This window comes from Pseudoalteromonas sp. NGC95 (assembly GCF_015864705.1).
Taxonomy (GTDB): domain Bacteria; phylum Pseudomonadota; class Gammaproteobacteria; order Enterobacterales; family Alteromonadaceae; genus Pseudoalteromonas; species Pseudoalteromonas arctica.
This window is the reverse complement of record NZ_JADYWR010000023.1, coordinates 41,929-60,601: the sequence shown is the minus strand read 5'-3', so window position 1 is coordinate 60,601 and position 18,673 is coordinate 41,929. Positions and strand designations below refer to the sequence as shown.

General features: G+C 42.3%; 14 protein-coding genes and 1 tRNA gene. 1 reads left to right on the top strand and 14 read right to left on the bottom strand.

The window, feature by feature from the left end; all coding sequences use genetic code 11:
• The 14 genes from I6E70_RS17265 to deoC all read right to left on the bottom strand — a co-directional run.
• Positions 1 to 175 (bottom strand): GTP-binding protein (locus I6E70_RS17265; RefSeq protein ID WP_231616946.1); only part of this gene is annotated, 175 nt, incomplete at its 3' end.
• Between the two features lie 62 nt (positions 176 to 237).
• Complete coding sequence (gene fusA, locus I6E70_RS17260) at positions 238 to 2,352, bottom strand: elongation factor G (RefSeq protein ID WP_197189271.1); 2,115 nt, start codon at positions 2,350 to 2,352, stop codon at positions 238 to 240.
• Positions 2,353 to 2,379: 27 nt separating this feature from the next.
• Positions 2,380 to 2,850, bottom strand: coding sequence for a 30S ribosomal protein S7 (rpsG, locus tag I6E70_RS17255; RefSeq protein WP_010555004.1), 471 nt, complete (start codon positions 2,848 to 2,850; stop codon positions 2,380 to 2,382).
• A gap of 97 nt (positions 2,851 to 2,947) precedes the next feature.
• Positions 2,948 to 3,322, bottom strand: coding sequence for a 30S ribosomal protein S12 (gene rpsL, locus I6E70_RS17250; protein WP_002958885.1), 375 nt, complete (start codon positions 3,320 to 3,322; stop codon positions 2,948 to 2,950).
• A gap of 194 nt (positions 3,323 to 3,516) precedes the next feature.
• On the bottom strand, positions 3,517 to 7,692 hold the full coding sequence (rpoC, locus tag I6E70_RS17245) for a DNA-directed RNA polymerase subunit beta' (RefSeq protein WP_007580130.1): 4,176 nt from the start codon (positions 7,690 to 7,692) through the stop codon (positions 3,517 to 3,519).
• Between the two features lie 104 nt (positions 7,693 to 7,796).
• A complete protein-coding gene (gene rpoB, locus I6E70_RS17240) occupies positions 7,797 to 11,822 on the bottom strand; it encodes a DNA-directed RNA polymerase subunit beta (protein WP_007580127.1) in 4,026 nt (1,341 codons plus the stop codon).
• 271 nt (positions 11,823 to 12,093) lie between these two features.
• Complete coding sequence (gene rplL, locus I6E70_RS17235) at positions 12,094 to 12,456, bottom strand: 50S ribosomal protein L7/L12 (RefSeq protein ID WP_002958882.1); 363 nt, start codon at positions 12,454 to 12,456, stop codon at positions 12,094 to 12,096.
• A 76-nt stretch (positions 12,457 to 12,532) separates the two neighbouring features.
• Positions 12,533 to 13,027 (bottom strand): 50S ribosomal protein L10, encoded by a 495-nt coding sequence (rplJ, locus tag I6E70_RS17230; RefSeq protein WP_002958881.1) that lies wholly within the window; start codon positions 13,025 to 13,027, stop codon positions 12,533 to 12,535.
• Positions 13,028 to 13,349: 322 nt separating this feature from the next.
• Positions 13,350 to 14,054 carry a 50S ribosomal protein L1 gene (gene rplA, locus I6E70_RS17225; RefSeq protein WP_007580124.1) on the bottom strand — a complete coding sequence of 235 codons (705 nt, stop codon included), beginning with the start codon at positions 14,052 to 14,054 and terminating at the stop codon, positions 13,350 to 13,352.
• A gap of 3 nt (positions 14,055 to 14,057) precedes the next feature.
• On the bottom strand, positions 14,058 to 14,486 hold the full coding sequence (gene rplK / locus I6E70_RS17220; RefSeq protein ID WP_002958879.1) for a 50S ribosomal protein L11: 429 nt from the start codon (positions 14,484 to 14,486) through the stop codon (positions 14,058 to 14,060).
• Between the two features lie 213 nt (positions 14,487 to 14,699).
• Positions 14,700 to 15,263, bottom strand: a complete 564-nt coding sequence (nusG, locus tag I6E70_RS17215) for a transcription termination/antitermination protein NusG (protein ID WP_007580122.1) — start codon at positions 15,261 to 15,263, stop codon at positions 14,700 to 14,702.
• Positions 15,264 to 15,267: 4 nt separating this feature from the next.
• Positions 15,268 to 15,645 (bottom strand): preprotein translocase subunit SecE, encoded by a 378-nt coding sequence (gene secE / locus I6E70_RS17210; RefSeq protein ID WP_002958877.1) that lies wholly within the window; start codon positions 15,643 to 15,645, stop codon positions 15,268 to 15,270.
• Positions 15,646 to 15,777: 132 nt separating this feature from the next.
• Positions 15,778 to 15,854 (bottom strand) — tRNA-Trp (locus tag I6E70_RS17205).
• A gap of 148 nt (positions 15,855 to 16,002) precedes the next feature.
• Positions 16,003 to 16,746, bottom strand: coding sequence for a deoxyribose-phosphate aldolase (deoC, locus tag I6E70_RS17200; protein WP_197189270.1), 744 nt, complete (start codon positions 16,744 to 16,746; stop codon positions 16,003 to 16,005).
• A gap of 450 nt (positions 16,747 to 17,196) precedes the next feature.
• On the opposite strand from deoC, the gene cysG reads away from it, so the two are divergent.
• Positions 17,197 to 18,624: a siroheme synthase CysG gene (gene cysG / locus I6E70_RS17195; protein WP_024589588.1), complete on the top strand. Its 1,428-nt coding sequence runs from the start codon at positions 17,197 to 17,199 to the stop codon at positions 18,622 to 18,624.
• Positions 18,625 to 18,673: the final 49 nt, after the last annotated feature.

Sequence of the window (18,673 nt, the reverse complement as noted above, 5' to 3'; positions counted from 1 at the left end):
GTTCGCGCTCTTCAGGAGCGTTGTCGATTGATGCGAAATCTTTAGCAACACCGCCGTATACTTTTGCAAGTACGTTAGTGATTGCTGCAGTTAGTGTAGTTTTACCGTGGTCAACGTGGCCGATTGTACCAACGTTTACGTGCGGTTTTACGCGTTCAAACTTTTCTTTTGCCATCTTAAAAAATTCCTAATAAAGAAATTAAAGCCTGACTCACTATTGAGCCAGACAAGCTAAAATTATATAACAGCGCGAGCTGAAATTATTGTATCTGCAACGTTTTTAGAGGCTTCAGCGTACTTCACAAACTCCATAGAGTATGAGGCACGGCCCTGTGTTGCAGATCGTAAAGCAGTTGCATAACCAAACATTTCAGAAAGAGGAACCTGCGCATTAATTTGCTTAAGTCCACCTAATGCATCTTCCATGCCTTCGATTATGCCGCGGCGACGGTTTAAGTCGCCAACTACATCACCCATATTTGAATCAGGAGTGAGTACTTCAACCTTCATTACTGGCTCTAGTAGTACAGGGTTAGCTTTAAGCGCCCCATCTCTCATTGCCAGTGAACCTGCTATTTTAAATGCCATTTCATTCGAATCTACATCATGGAATGAACCATCATATAAAGTCGCTTTAACGCCAAGTAATGGGTAGCCTGCCAGTACACCTTGAGACATTTGCTCTTGGATACCTTTGTCTACCGCAGGGATGAACTCTTTAGGAACAGAACCACCTACGGTTTCGTTAACGAACTCGTAAATTGGTGACTCATCATCCGTAATATCCATCGGTTCAAGTTTAATCCAAACGTGACCATATTGACCACGACCACCTGACTGACGTATAAACTTCCCTTCAACCTTAACAGTTGAACGAATAGCTTCTCGGTATGAGACCTGCGGCTTACCAACGTTACATTCAACACTGAATTCACGTTTCATACGGTCGACGATGATATCTAGGTGAAGTTCACCCATGCCAGAGATTATAACCTGGCCTGATTCTTCGTCAGTTTGTACTCGAAAAGAAGGGTCTTCAGCAGCTAGTTTACCCAGCGCGATACCCATCTTATCTTGGTCAGCTATAGTGCGAGGCTCAACCGCAATAGAGATTACTGGTTCAGGGAATTCCATACGCTCAAGCGTAATAATAGAATTCGGATCACACAGTGTTTCACCTGTTGTTACGTCTTTAAGACCAATAGCTGCCGCGATGTCGCCTGCGAAAACTTCTTTGATCTCTTCACGAGAGTTTGAATGCATCTGTACGATACGGCCAAGTCGCTCACGCTTACTTTTTACTGGATTATATACCGTGTCACCCTGTTTAACAGTACCAGAGTAAACACGGAAAAAGGTCAAGGTTCCAACAAACGGGTCTGTTGCAATCTTAAAAGCGAGTGCAGCAAACGGCGCCTTATCATTAGCTGGACGTTCTTCCTCAGTACCATTTTCTAAGATACCTTGGATTTGTTTCACTTGCTCTGGTGAGGGCATATATTCAACAACGCAATCAAGCACAGCTTGAACACCTTTGTTTTTAAATGCGCTACCACAAGTAACTGGAACAATCTCATTAGCTAATGTTCGTTGGCGTAAAGCATTTTTAATTTCTGCTTCACTTAACTCTTCACCTTCTAAGTATTTATCCATTAGTTCTTCTGTTGCTTCAGCAGCGCTTTCAACTAAGTGAGAGCGCCATTCTTCAGCTAATTCCAGAAGTTCTGCCGGTATTGCCTCATAAGAGAAAGTCATACCCTGGTCCGCTTCGTTCCAGTTAATCACTTTCATTTTTATAAGGTCAATAACACCTTTAAAGTCGTCCTCAGCGCCTACAGGCAACTGAATTGGAACAGGCGTTGCTCCAAGACGAGATTTCACCTGGCTAACCACAGCTAAGAAGTCAGCGCCCGTGCGATCCATTTTATTTACGAAGATCATTCTCGGAACTTCGTATTTGTTCGCTTGACGCCAAACTGTCTCAGTTTGCGGCTGTACACCAGATGAAGCACAAAGAACAACTACCGCACCATCTAATACGCGTAAAGAACGCTCTACTTCGATAGTGAAATCTACGTGTCCTGGAGTATCAATAATATTGATACGATGGGCGTCAAATTGAGCATCCATCCCTTTCCAAAAACACGTTGTTGCAGCAGAAGTGATTGTGATACCACGCTCTTGTTCCTGCTCCATCCAATCCATAGTTGCAGCGCCATCATGTACTTCACCGATCTTATGAGAAAGACCCGTGTAGAACAGAACACGTTCTGTTGTGGTGGTTTTGCCTGCATCTACGTGAGCGACAATACCTATATTACGATAGCGCTCAAGTGGAGTTGTACGTGCCATATGATCCTCTTAAAGGTTAAAGACAGATTACCAACGGTAATGAGCGAATGCTTTATTCGCTTCAGCCATACGGTGAACGTCTTCACGTTTCTTAACCGCAGTGCCTTTATTATCAGAAGCGTCAACGATTTCTTGAGCTAAACGTAAGCCCATAGATTTTTCGCCACGCTTACGTGCAGCGTCTACTAACCAACGCATACCTAATGCGTTACGACGAACTGGACGTACTTCAACTGGTACTTGATAAGTTGAACCACCAACACGGCGAGATTTAACTTCTACCTGTGGGCGGATGTTATCAAGTGCAGTTTCAAAGATTTCTAGGTGCGACTTGCCTGATTTCTCAGCAGCCACGTCTAGCGCACCATAAACAATTTTTTCAGCAGTAGATTTCTTGCCGTCTAACATCACGATGTTAACGAATTTAGCAAGAAGTTCCGATCCGAACTTAGGATCTGGAAGAATTTTACGTTGACCGATTACGCGTCTTCTAGGCATTTTGTATCTCCGGTTTATTCAGGTTTGCTCTTTCGAGTCAATCACCCAAAACAATAATTATAAATATTTAGTGCTTGGCCTTACTAACGGAAAACAATTAGCCTTTAGGGCGTTTTGCACCGTATTTAGAACGAGCTTGACGACGATCGCTAACGCCTGCACAGTCAAGTGCACCACGAACAGTGTGAAAACGCACACCTGGTAAATCTTTAACACGACCACCACGGATTAGGATTACACTATGCTCTTGAAGGTTATGACCTTCACCGCCAATGTATGAAGTTACTTCGAAACCGTTAGTTAAACGTACACGTGCTACTTTACGTAACGCCGAGTTTGGTTTCTTAGGTGTAGTTGTATATACGCGAGTACATACACCGCGCTTTTGCGGACACGCTTTTAGTGCAGCTGAGTTACTTTTCGTAACCTTGCTACGGCGTGGCTTACGCACTAGCTGGTTAATAGTTGCCATTTAAATAGCTCCTGAAATTAAAATTACTACTGAAAAAAATAAAAAATCCGCCCTTTATTTACGAGCCTGCATTAAGCACACAAGTAAATGGGTGGCGGAATTTTAATGAGCAAAGTTTAACCTGTCAACCTAAACTAACCGCAAGACAGCATATAACTGACTTGCGATCACTTAATCTATTGATTAAGAACAGTTTATTGATTTCCAGACAAATCAGCATTTAGAGCGTCTGTAAGTGCTTGAGTTGCCTCTTCTGCACTTACTGTTTGCTCTTCTACTACTACTTTGCTTTGTTTACGGCGAGCCATACGTTCTTGATGATACGCAAAACCGGTACCGGCTGGGATCAAACGACCCACAATTACGTTTTCTTTAAGACCGCGAAGCTCATCGCTCTTACCATTCACTGCCGCATCTGTAAGAACACGTGTTGTCTCTTGGAAAGACGCTGCAGAGATGAAAGATTCTGTTGCTAGTGATGCTTTTGTGATACCCATTAACTGGATTTCAAACTTAGCTGGTATCTTACCTTGTTTTTCAAGGTCACGGTTTGCGATATTAACGCGCGCCACTTCGATTTGTTCACCGGCTAAGAAGTCAGTATCACCGCCGTGCATAATGGTACATTTACGTAACATTTGACGGATAATTGTTTCAATGTGCTTGTCATTGATCTTAACGCCTTGCAAACGGTAAACCTCTTGCACTTCGTTAACGATATAGTTAGCAACATGAGTCACACCACGTAGGCGTAAGATGTCATGCGGTGATTCAGGACCATCGGCGATAACTTCACCTTTAGACACTTGCTCACCTTCAAACACGTTAAGTTGACGCCATTTAGGAATCATCTCTTCGTAATGATCACCTTCAGCTGGAGTAATAACTAAACGCTTCTTACCTTTAGTCTCTTTACCGAAGCTAATTGTACCAGTTACTTCAGCTAATATAGCTGGTTCTTTTGGCTTACGAGCTTCAAATAAGTCGGCTACGCGTGGTAGACCACCCGTGATATCACGAGTTTTCGAACCTTCTTGCGGAATACGTGCTAACACGTCACCTGGGTTTGCTGTAACGCCGTCAATAACTTCAATCGTCGTGAATGAAGGAAGACGTGTTTCTTGCAGACCGCGCTCTTCACTTTCGATGATAAGCTTTGGTTCTTTCGTATTTACTTTAGCAAGATCTTTTACAACTACACGGGTTAAACCAGTTAGCTCATCAGTCTGTGCTTCAGTATTTGAATCATCGATATCGCTGAACGATACTTTTGATTTATGCTCAAGAACGATTGGATGACTATGCGGGTCCCAAGTAGCAACGATATCGTTACCTAGAACTTCAGCATTGTCTTGCACTGTTAATACCGCACCGTAAGGTACTTTATAACGCTCTTTCTCACGACCATGACTATCAATGATAGTAATTTCCGTAGAACGAGAGGTAATAACAATCTTACCGTCTGTGTTTAATACGTACTTAGAGTTATGAAGTTTTAATGTACCGTTAGTTTTAACTTGTACATTATTTTCTGCAGATGCTCTAGATGCCGCACCACCGATATGGAAGGTACGCATTGTTAACTGTGTACCCGGCTCACCAATTGACTGTGCCGCGATAACACCCACTGATTCACCAGCGTTGATGATATGACCACGTGCTAGGTCACGACCATAACAGTTAGCACAAACACCAAAGTCATTATCACAAGTGATAACAGAACGTACACGAACTTCATCTACTGAATGCTCTTCTAAAAGATCACACAGTTTTTCGTCTAGCATGATATTACGTTCAACAAGCACTGTATTAGTACCTGGAATCACAATATCTTCAGCAACAACACGACCTAGAACACGTTCACGAAGTGCTTCTACAACATCACCACCTTCAATAAGCGGTTTCATTGTTAAGCCATCTTCTGTGCCACAGTCATCTTCATTGATTACCAAATCTTGTGCAACGTCTACTAGACGACGCGTTAGGTAACCCGAGTTTGCTGTTTTAAGTGCTGTATCGGCAAGACCTTTACGCGCACCATGCGTTGAGATGAAGTACTGAAGTACGTTTAGACCTTCACGGAAGTTAGCTGTGATTGGAGTCTCGATGATTGAACCATCTGGACGTGCCATTAGACCACGCATACCCGCCAACTGACGAATCTGTGCAGCACTACCACGAGCACCTGAGTCGGCCATCATAAACACTGAGTTAAATGACGGTTGCTCTACTTCTTCACCTTGTGCATTGATAACTGTGTCTTTCGACAAGTTAGACATCATCTCACGTGATAAGTTTTCGTTTACACGTGACCAGATATCGATAACTTTGTTGTACTTTTCACCAGCCGTTACAAGACCTGATTGGAATTGTTGGTTGATTTCAGTAACTTCAGCTTCAGCTGATTCAATTATCTGTGCTTTAACCGGTGGGATAACTAAGTCATCAATACCGATAGAAACACCTGACTTCATTGCATAATGGAAACCGGTGTACATAACTTGGTCAGCAAAGATAACTGTATCTTTAAGACCTAGACGACGGTAACACTCATTCAATAAGCCAGAAATCTGCTTTTTACCTAGCGGCTGGTTGATTGACGCAAACGGCATGCCTTTAGGTAAAATTAGAGACAGAATCGCACGACCAACAGTTGTATCGATAACAGTAATAGTATCTTCTACTACGCCGTCTTCGTTTTTAACTGATTGGCTAATACGTACTTTCACAATTGCGTGAAGGTCTGCATTGCCACTGCGGTATGCTTTTTCTGCTTCTTTTGGATCTTTAAATATCGCGCCTTCGCCTTTAGCGTTAATGCGGTCACGAGTCATGTAATAAAGACCCAATACAACATCCTGTGAAGGAACGATGATTGGCTCACCATTCGCAGGAGATAGAATGTTGTTTGTTGACATCATCAATGCACGAGCTTCAAGCTGCGCTTCGATTGTTAACGGTACGTGTACCGCCATTTGGTCACCATCGAAATCGGCGTTGTAAGCCGCACATACTAATGGATGCAAATGAATCGCTTTACCTTCGATAAGCACAGGTTCAAACGCTTGGATACCCAAACGGTGAAGTGTTGGTGCACGGTTAAGTAATACTGGATGTTCACGAATTACTTCGTCAAGTACATCCCATACTTCCGGAACTTCACGTTCAACCATCTTCTTAGCAGCTTTGATTGTCGTAGCCATGCCGCGACGTTCTAATTTGCCATAGATGAATGGTTTGAATAGCTCTAGTGCCATCTTCTTAGGAAGGCCACATTGGTGAAGCTTAAGTGTAGGACCAACTGTGATTACAGAACGGCCTGAATAATCTACACGCTTACCAAGTAAGTTCTGACGGAAACGACCTTGCTTACCCTTGATCATATCAGCAAGAGATTTAAGAGGACGTTTGTTAGAACCTGTAATTGCACGACCACGACGACCGTTATCAAGTAGCGCATCTACCGCTTCTTGTAACATACGTTTTTCGTTACGTACAATAATGTCTGGTGCTGCTAAATCTAGTAGACGCTTAAGACGGTTATTACGGTTAATAACACGACGGTAAAGGTCATTTAGATCAGATGTCGCAAAACGACCACCGTCTAATGGTACTAATGGGCGTAGATCAGGTGGCAATACTGGAAGTACTGTCATGATCATCCACTCAGGGTTATTACCTGATTGGTGGAACGATTCCATTAACTTAAGACGTTTAGTGATTTTTTTACGCTTAGTTTCAGAGTTAATTGTTGGTAACTCTTCACGCATCTCAGCAATTAATTGAGCAAGATCAAGTTCACGAAGCAAGTCTAAAACTGCTTCAGCACCCATCTTAGCTTCAAACTCATCACCGTGCTCTTCTAGTGAATCTAAGTATTCTTCTTCACCTAATAGCTGACCACGCTCAAGCGTTGTCATACCAGGTTCAGTTACTACGAATGATTCGAAGTAAAGAACACGTTCAATATCACGAAGCGTCATATCTAGCATTAAGCCAATACGTGACGGTAATGATTTTAAAAACCATATATGTGCAACTGGGCTCGCAAGGTCGATATGACCCATACGATCGCGTCGCACTTTAGTGAGTGTTACTTCAACGCCACACTTTTCACAGATCACACCACGGTGTTTAAGGCGTTTATATTTACCACATAAACACTCATAATCTTTCACTGGGCCGAAAATACGGGCACAGAATAAGCCATCGCGCTCAGGCTTGAAAGTACGGTAGTTAATAGTCTCAGGTTTCTTTACTTCACCGTATGACCATGAACGAACCATGTCTGGTGAAGCAAGACCAATGCGAATTGCATCGAATTCTTCGGTCTTATTTTGTTGCTTCAGAAACTTAAGTAAGTCTTTCACCTTAGCTCTCCTGTCGGAGTTAATCTTGAGGACGGATAATCTCGTCCCTACATTCTATTCAGCCGTAACAGATGCTGCAGCGTTAACTGCAGCATCTAATTGGCTTAATTTTCTTCCAACTCGATGTTTATACCCAGTGAGCGGATTTCTTTCAACAATACGTTGAACGATTCTGGCATACCTGGTTCCATTTTATGGTTACCATCAACGATGTTTTTATACATCTTAGTACGACCGTTCACGTCATCCGATTTCACTGTTAGCATTTCTTGTAGAGTGTAAGCAGCACCATAAGCTTCAAGTGCCCATACTTCCATCTCACCAAAACGCTGGCCACCGAACTGTGCTTTACCACCCAGCGGCTGCTGAGTAACAAGGCTGTAAGAACCAGTAGAACGTGCGTGCATCTTATCGTCAACCAAGTGGTTAAGTTTAAGCATGTACATGTAACCAACAGTTACTTGACGTTCAAACTGATCGCCAGTACGGCCATCATAAAGTGTAACCTGACCACTACGAGGATAGCCCGCAAGCTCAAGCATGTCTTTGATTTCGCTTTCTTTCGCGCCATCAAATGCAGGAGTAGCTATTGGTAAACCACCTTTTAAGTTTTCAGCTAGACGACGAATTTCGTCATCAGTGAAGCTAGCAATATCTACAACTTGGCGAGATTCGCCAATTTCGTATGCTTGCTTGATGAAGTCACGTAGCTCATGAAGCTCACGTTGCTCTTTCATCATCTCTTCAATACGTTCACCGATACCACGTGCAGCAAGACCCATATGTGTTTCAAGGATCTGACCGATGTTCATACGTGATGGTACACCTAGTGGATTCAATACGATATCTACCGTACGACCTTTGTCATCGTAAGGCATATCTTCTACTGGTACGATAGTCGAGATAACACCTTTGTTACCATGACGACCCGCCATTTTATCACCCGGTTGGATACGACGTTTAACAGCTAGGTATACTTTAACAATCTTAAGTACGCCTGGTGCTAAGTCATCACCTTGGGTAATTTTACGACGTTTGTTTTCAAACTTCTTATCGTATTCAGCTTTAAGTTCATCGTACTGTGCAGCTAGTTGCTCAAGCTCAGCTTGCTTGTCTTCTTCAGCAAGGCTTTGCGTAAGTACTTTTTCAGCATTTAGAGATGCAAGTTTATCTTCATCAAAACCAGCAGCTATAAGTAGCTTACGTGCACGGTCTAAAACGCCTGCTTCTAAAATACGGAACTCTTCGTTGAAGTCTTTCTTCGCTTCGCGAAGCTGCATGTCTTCAACTTCTAACGCGCGTTTATCTTTTTCAACACCATCACGGGTGAAAACTTGCACGTCAATTACAGTACCAGTTACAGAATTTGGTACACGTAAAGAGCTGTCTTTAACGTCAGACGCTTTTTCGCCGAAGATAGCACGCAGTAGCTTCTCTTCAGGTGTAAGCTGTGTCTCGCCTTTAGGAGTCACTTTACCTACTAGGATATCGCCGCCTTTAACTTCAGCACCAATATATACAACGCCTGATTCATCAAGCTTGCCTAGCGCAGACTCACCCACATTCGGGATATCTGCAGTGATCTCTTCTGGACCTAATTTAGTATCACGGGCAACACACTGTAGTTCTTGAATATGGATAGTCGTTAGACGATCTTCTTCAACTACGCGCTCTGATAACAAGATTGAATCTTCGAAGTTATAACCGTTCCATGGCATGAATGCCACGCGAAGGTTTTGACCAAGGGCTAAGTCACCTAAGTCAGTCGAAGGACCATCTGCTAACACGTCACCACGAGTAACCGGTTCGCCAACCATACAAGTTGGTTTTTGGTTAATACATGTATTTTGGTTTGAACGTGTGTATTTGGTTAAGTTGTAGATGTCGATGCCCGCTTCACCAGGAATGCGTTCTTCTTCATGTACATTTACAACGATGCGACTTGCGTCAGCATACATTACTTCACCACCACGTTTAGCAACGATAGTTACACCAGAATCTTTCGCTAGTGTTAACTCAATACCAGTACCTACTAACGGCTTATCCGCTTTCAATGTTGGTACTGCTTGACGTTGCATGTTTGAACCCATCAATGCACGGTTAGCATCATCGTGTTCTAGGAACGGGATAAGTGCTGCCGCTACAGAGATCACCTGTTGTGGTGATACATCCATATACTGCTGGTCCATGCGACCCATAAAGGTAGATTCACCTTTGTGACGACATGGGATAAGTTCATCAACAAACTCATTGGTTTCAGTTAAGTTTGAGTTCGCCTGTGCGATAACAAACTGACCTTCTTCAATGGCTGATAAATAATCAACTTCATCAGTTACAACACCGTCTACCACTTTGCGGTAAGGTGTTTCTAAGAAACCGTAGTCATTTGTACGTGCGTACGTAGACAACGAGTTAATTAGACCGATATTTGGACCCTCTGGAGTCTCGATTGGACATACGCGACCATAGTGAGTTACGTGAACGTCACGTACTTCAAAGCCTGCGCGTTCACGAGTTAGACCGCCCGGACCTAATGCAGAGATACGACGTTTATGCGTAACTTCTGATAGTGGGTTATTTTGGTCCATAAACTGTGATAACTGAGACGAGCCGAAGAACTCTTTAACAGCTGCCGAAATAGGCTTAGCGTTAATAAGATCTTGTGGCATTATCGCGTCAAGGTCACCTAAGCTTAAACGCTCACGTACAGCACGTTCAACACGTACTAGACCAACACGGAATTGGTTCTCAGCCATTTCGCCAACACTACGTATACGACGGTTGCCTAAGTGATCGATATCATCAACATCGCCTTGACCGTTACGAATAGCAATTAATACTTTCATAACAGACACGATGTCTTCTTTGCTTAATGTACCAGGGCCTGTGTCTGTATCGTAACCAACACGGCTATTGAACTTCATACGACCTACAGTAGATAAGTCATAACGTTCTTCAGAGAAGAACAAGTTCTGGAATAAGGCTTCAGCCGCGTCTTTCGTCGGTGGCTCGCCTGGGCGCATCATGCGGTAAATTTCTACTAGTGCTTCTAAACGGCTGCTTGCAGAGTCAATGTTTAATGTATTTGACATGTAAGCACCGCTGTCCACTTCATTGATATATAACGTATCAATTTTAGTGTAACCGGCTTTAACCAATTCAGCCATTAGCTCTAGAGTTAGCTCGTCATTTGCATTTGCAATAACTTCACCAGTTGACTCATCAACATAGTTTTTAGCTACAATACGGCCAATGATGTACTCATGTGGTACTTCTAATTGCTTAATGCCTTTCTTTTCGATGCTCTTGATGTGGCGAGCCGTAACACGACGACCGCTTTCAACAAATACTTCACCGTCTTCGCTCTTGATATCAAAAGCGGCAGTTTCACCACGTAAACGCGAAGGTACAAGTTCCATAAGAACTTTACCATTCGTTACTTCAAACGTAGTGTTATCGAAGAACATATCTAGGATTTGTTCGCTAGAATACTCTAGTGCACGTAGGATGATAGACGCCGGTAATTTACGACGACGGTCAATACGTACATATAAGTTATCTTTTGCATCAAATTCGAAGTCTAACCATGAACCACGGTAAGGTATAACGCGTGCGTTATATAATACTTTACCCGATGAATGGGTTTTACCGCGGTCGTTATCAAAGAATACACCAGGGCTACGGTGTAGCTGAGAAACGATAACACGCTCTGTACCATTGATTACAAAAGTACCGGTATCTGTCATGAGCGGAATTTCGCCCATGTAAACTTCTTGCTCTTTAATGTCTTTAACTGTGCCTGGTGCTTCTTTGTCCATAACAACAAGACGCAGTTTCACGCGAAGTGGAGCAGAATAAGTCACACCGCGAATTTGACATTCTTTTACATCGAAAACTGGCTCACCAATACGGTAACTTACGTATTGAAGCTCAGAATTTCCCGAGTAGCTTTTAATAGGGAACACAGAACGGAAGGCAGCTTCCAAACCATGATCGCCATCAGCGTCCGGCACTAAGAATTTTTTAAACGATTCTAACTGTGTAGACAGTAAAAAAGGTATATCCAAAACTTGTGGACGTTTACCAAAATCCTTACGGATACGTTTCTTTTCAGAATAAGAGTAAGCCATGGGGTTCCTCAGCTTGCTGATCTTTGACCCGACCTGTTCTTGTAAGAACAGACTTAACTGGCAGCTATGCCAAGATTTTACAACATTTAACTGTTGTTCTAATTAGATCCCACTTTAACACTAGCAAACTATAAAGCGTTGAAAGTAAAGAAAAAATCAGATTTTATTTGAACTAAAAGAGTGCATCACTCTATAGCGCAAAAAGGCCGGTGATTAAATAATCACCAGCCCTTGCCTGATTTCTCAGGCAGCGAACTTAGCAAAAGCTAAATTACTTAACCTCAACTTCAGCACCAGCTTCAGTAAGATCTTTTGCAAGTGCTTCAGCTTCTTCTTTAGATACACCTTCTTTAACAGGTGTAGGAGCAGCTTCAACAAGAGCTTTCGCTTCTTTAAGGCCAAGGCCAGTTGCGCTACGAACAGCTTTGATTGCAGAAACCTTGTTAGCGCCAGCGCCAGTAAGGATTACGTCAAATTCTGTTTTCTCTTCAGCAGCTTCAGCAGCTGGACCAGCTACCATTGCAGCTGCAGCAGTTACGCCGAATTTTTCTTCCATTGCTTCGATAAGAGCAACAACGTCCATTACTGACATTTCAGCAATTGCGTCAAGGATTTGGTCTTTAGATACAGACATTACAAATTTCCTAATAATTAACGGACATTACGTCCAAATAAATTTTACACCGAAAGTGAGATTAAACAGCTTAAAATTAAGCAGCTTGCTCTTCTTTCTGTACACGTACTGCTTCAATTGTTTTACACAATTTGCCAGCAGACGCTTCTTTCATAGCACTCATTAAGCGTGCAACAGCTTCGTCGTATGTAGGTAATGTAGCAAGCATTGCTGCATCAACAACATTTCCTTCAAAAGCGGCCGTTTTAAGCTCGAATTTCTCATTCTTTTTCGCGAAATCTGAAAAGATACGCGCAGCAGCACCTGGGTGCTCTGATGAGAAAGCGATTAAGCTTGGACCAACAAATGAATCAGAAAGACACTCAAAATCTGTTCCTTCAAGAGCACGTTTTGCTAAAGTGTTACGGACAACTTTCATCCAAACACCATTTGCACGAGCTTCTTTACGAAGGGCAGTGATTGCGCCAACTGTTACACCACGAGAATCTGCAACAACTGCAGATAGAGCACCATTGGCTGCTTCGTTGACTTCAGCAACTATTGCTTTTTTGCCTTGAAGATTTAAAGCCATGGGTGTTACTCCTGGTTTAATGGGGATACCGATTATCGGATTCCCCTGTTCTACTCTTCCCTACCAAACAAGGTAGAGATGCTTTTTACGGCGAGAGCCAGAAGGATTAGGAAAAATCTATCTGGGGTCTACACCGTCTACGTAGGTGAATATTAAGGCCGAAGCCACCTACGGTCTTGGACGGAAGCCCAATTTATCGTTAACCCCGAAAGCTTAACGAAATTATGGACTTCAACCCGAATTCTTTACTTTGCCAATTAATAAATTAATCAACAAAATGGCGCGAAATTATAGTACAAATTTCACGCCATGTAAACACTGATTAAGCTACAGTTGTGCTTAAAGTGTTTTGGTCAACAGAAACGCCTGCGCCCATTGTTGTAGAGATAGTTACTTTCTTCAAGTAAACACCTTTAGCTTGAGAAGGTTTAGCCTTCTTAAGCGCAACAATTAGAGACTCAAGGTTTTGTTGTAATTGCTCTGCAGTGAAATCAACCTTACCAATAGTAGTATGGATGATGCCATTTTTATCATTACGGTAACGTACTTGACCTGCTTTAGCATTTTTAACTGCTTCTGCAACGTTAGGCGTTACAGTACCAGTTTTAGGGTTTGGCATTAGACCACGTGGGCCTAAGATTTGACCTAGTTGACCAACAACACGCATAGCGTCTGGTGATGCAACAACAACGTCAAAGTTCATCTCGCCTTTTTTAACTAGTTCAGCAAGATCTTCCATGCCTACTAATTCAGCACCGGCTTCTTTTGCAGCTTCTGCATTAGCGCCTTGTGTGAATACAGCAACACGAACGTCACGACCAGTACCGTTAGGTAGTACAGTAGCACCACGAACGTTTTGATCAGATTTACGAGCATCGATACCAAGGTTAACGGCAACGTCAACACTTTCTACGAATTTAGCTGTCGCTAACTCTTTTAAAAGAGCAACTGCTTCATTGATTTCGTAATCTTTTGTTACTTCCACTTTTTCGCGGATAGTACGCATACGTTTAGTTAATTTAGCCATTTCTTAGTCCTCTACGTTCAAGCCCATCGCACGCGCAGAACCTGCGATAGTGCGAACCGCTGCGTCCATATCGGCAGCTGTAAGGTCAGTTCGTTTTGTCTCAACAATTTCTTCAAGTTGAGCACGAGTTACTGTGCCTACTTTATCAGTGTTAGGACGGCCTGAGCCTGACTTGATACCAGCAGCTTTCTTAAGTAAGTAAGCAGCAGGTGGCGTTTTCATGTCGAACGTAAATGAACGGTCACCGTAAACAGAGATCACTACAGGAACTGGAGCGCCTTTTTCGATAGACTCTGTACGTGCGTTAAACGCTTTACAGAATTCCATGATGTTTACACCGTGTTGACCTAGTGCAGGACCTACTGGAGGACTAGGATTAGCCATACCAGCGGCAACTTGTAGCTTGATTAGAGCTTCAACTTTTTTAGCCATTATAAATACCTCATTTGGTGGGTCTCAGCCTTGTGCGCGCGAGGACGCGTACTCTAACGGCTTCCCAGTTTAAAAATTGGTTTCGTACTTTTTGCACAGTAAAAATAAATTTTACCTTAATACAAAAAGGCCGCTGATTATAAGTTAATCAGCGGCCTTTTTCAAGCTTCATGCCAAAATTTAAATAAAAATTAGCGAAGCTTTTTTAATCAATTACTTATCTTGCTCAACTTGACCGAATTCAAGCTCAACTGGCGTAGAACGACCAAAAATAAGTACAGATACTTTTACGCGGCTCTTTTCGTAGTCAACTTCTTCAACTACACCACTGAAATCTGCAAATGGTCCGTCTGTAACGCGAACAACTTCACCTGGTTCAAATAATGTAGCAGGTTTAGGTGCTTCAGCATTTTCTTGAAGGCGATTAAGAATGCGTTCTGCTTCTTTAGGAGTTATTGGAGCAGGACGATCAGACGTTCCACCAATAAAGCCCATTACACGTTCAGTGCTGTTCACTAGGTGCCAGCTTGCGTCATTCATATCCATTTGTACTAATACATAACCTGGAAAGAATTTACGCTCAGATTTACGCTTTTGGCCAGCGCGCATCTCAACAACTTCTTCTGTTGGTACTAGTATCTCACCAAAGCTCGATTCAAGACCTTCGATTTTAATGTGTTCAGTTAACGTTTGAGCTACACGCTTTTCGTAACCAGAAAAGGCTTGTACTACATACCAACGTAACTTAATTTCTTTGTTCTCGTTCTCATCCGACATGGGATCAGATCTCCAATCCAGTTAAAAAGCCTACAGCGCGGAATAAAATGCCATCTAATCCCCAAAGGATAAGTGCCATAATCACTGTTGCAACCATTACAATTAATGTCGTGTGGGTAGTTTCTTGGCGCGTTGGCCAAATAACTTTGCGTACTTCAATTCGAGCTTCTTTAGCGAAAGCAAGAAAGTTACGTCCCTTAAATGTTTGCGAGGCAATTGCTAATCCGGCCGCTATTGCAACAACAACGCCGATAGCACGTAGTAGTACAGATTGATCTGCATACATGTGATTACCAACAACTGCGCCTGCAAGTAGCGCGATTGCTACTAACCACTTTACTGACTCCATCGCACTTGATGGTGTTTCTACATTCGTGCTCATAATATTATTACCTTAACTACAGACACAACAACCCTACACTACGGCAGGGTTAATCCATTAAAATCTAAACTTAAAAACAGACTTAATTTAAACCGGTTTTTAATCTCAGACTACTCAAATAACAAGTAAGACTGGCAGGGGCGGAGAGATTCGAACTCCCAACCATCGGTTTTGGAGACCGCTGTTCTACCAATTGGAACTACGCCCCTGCAAAGTGGATGCCTATTATACTTACGCAGTTCATTAACACAAGCCTAAAAGATACCCACATTGGAAAATCTAATTAATTAATTACATTATTGTTTAAACTGCTAATAATTTAATCGGTTATATAAATGTGCAATCCTAAAATATTGGTTATTTTTCTAAGGTTTTATAAACATCATTCAGTAAGCTTGAAGCACCAAATCTAAATGTATTTGCTTGCAAATAATCATCACCCATTATTGCGCGTGCTAGCGCTAAATAATCACTGGCATCGGCAACAGTTTTAACACCGCCGGCAGCTTTAAAGCCCACACGTTTATCCGAATTTTTAATGGCTGTTAGCATAATTTTTGTTGATTCAAGGGTTGCATTAATGGCCACTTTACCCGTACTGGTTTTTACAAAATCGGCACCACCTTCAATTGCCAATTGAGTAGCCTGCGTTATTAGCGCTTCGGTTTTTAGCTCACCGCTTTCTATTATTACTTTTAGTTGGGCGCGCGACCCACATGCTTTTTTACTTTCGCTTATATAGCTAAGTACTGTTTGAACATCGCCCGCTATGAGTTTTTTGTAAGGAATAACCAAATCAATTTCGTCAGCGCCGCGCTCTATTGCAATAAGTGTTTCGTTAATTACATCACTCAGTGGCGCATCACCCGTTGGAAAGTTAGTGACCGTTGCTACTTTTACGTGGCTTAGTTCTCGTGCCGCTAATGCGATTTTAGCATCATCAACAAAGTCGCTATAAACACATACAGCGGCAGGCGTGCCCAGCGTCGGGTTTATACTATCAACAAGCGCTTGAATGCTTTTGTTGGTATCGCTGGTGTTTAAGCTTGTTAAATCCATCAGTGCGACTGCTAATGCGGCATCTTTTTGGTGTTGTGTCATTAGAGCTCCGTTGCTTATGTAATACCAATTTTATTAAAAACATAATCATCTTAGCGTATTAAATAACTCACTAACTACGTTAAAAATTATTTATATAGAACAACTATGTATCATAATTTTAGCCTTGTTATTGAGCTATTTTCTCGTCGCTATAATAGATCACTAATTTAATGCAATTGGTATAAGTACAAAATAGAATATGCTTCCATATTAACAAATTAAACCAAACTCGCTATAGCTCATAACCAAACACTATAAGCTGTTTATTTTACTTGTAACTCGGCGCAATCCCTTGTTAACTAACTCTTAGGCCTAAAAAGCCCACCTATTATAACTTTTGGTTATATCAACTTGGTTTTAATTATTTTTTACTTATTGATAGCCGCTATATTCTCCTTATCAGAATAAAGCGTTTTCTTATATTTGAATTTGTTTAGGGGTCTTATTAACGTGCAGTATTTACCTATCTTTACCAAACTCGACAACAAACCAGTATTGGTTGTTGGCGGTGGAGAGGTCGCATTACGCAAATGTCGCGCGTTTTTAAAAGCGAGAGCGAGCGTTACTTTAGTAGCGCCTTGGTTTTGCGACGAACTAAAAGAGCATGCACATAATAATGAAGTAACGCTTATTGATGCTTATTTTGATGAGTCGCATCTCGATGGAAAAATGCTTGTTATTGCAGCAACCGACCGCGATGAAGTAAACAACAACGTATTTGAACTTGCCAATGCCCGCAATGTATTTGTAAACGTGGTTGATGACCAACCTAAATGTACGTTTATATTCCCATCCATTGTTGACCGCGACCCAATTACGATTGCTATATCAAGTGCAGGCACAGCGCCCGTACTTGCGCGTCGCTTACGCGAAAAGCTCGAAACCCTTATTCCGCATCATATTGGCCCACTTGCAACACTTGTCGGTGGCTTTAGAGACAAAGTAAAAAAACGCTTTAAACATTTTTCAGACCGCCGCCAATTTTGGGAAGGCGTATTCGACTCATCTGTCGTGAGTAAAGTGCAAACCGGTGATACTCAAGCCGCACAGCAACAATTAGAGCAAATGCTAGATGCTAAAGCAGAACCTGAAGGCGAAGTATATATAGTAGGTGCAGGCCCTGGCGATCCAGAGCTTTTAACACTTAAAGCACTGCAACTTATGCAACAAGCCGATGTGGTTGTATACGACTTTTTAGTGTCTGACGAAATTATGGAATTAGTGCGTCGTGATGCTGACCTTATTTGTGTAGGCAAACGTTTAGGCGATCATAGTGTTGTTCAAGACGACACCAACCAAATGCTGGTCGACCTTGCTAAACAAGGCAAAAAAGTGTGCCGCATTAAAGGTGGCGACCCGTTTATTTATGGTCGTGGTGGCGAAGAAGTACAAGTACTGGCTGCTAACAACGTAAATTATCAAATTGTACCAGGTATTACAGCCGCTGCAGGTTGTAGTGCTTATGCGGGTATTCCGCTAACGCATCGTGACCATGCACAAGCCATTCAATTTGTAACTGGCCACTGTAAAAAAGACGGTCAAGAACTTGATTGGCAATCACTGGCAAAAGCAAATCAAACGCTTGCTATTTACATGGGCGTAATTAAATCGCCGCACATACAAAGCGAGCTTTTAAAACATGGCCGTAAAGCCGACACACCTGTTGCCATTATCGAAAACGGTACACGCAAAAATCAGCGTGTAGTAACAGGCCAATTAGGCGAACTTGCCGACTTAATCCAGCGCAACAGCATTATATCGCCTGCGTTACTCATTATTGGTGAAGTAGCCGCCCTGCACTCGCAACTAGCGTGGTTTGGGAAAAACGAACAAACAAGCAGCTTTGCACAGCCGCTAACAGATGTATCAAATACATAACCGAATTTTAAATTTGTAACTTTTAATCATTTTAGTAGGACGACTAACA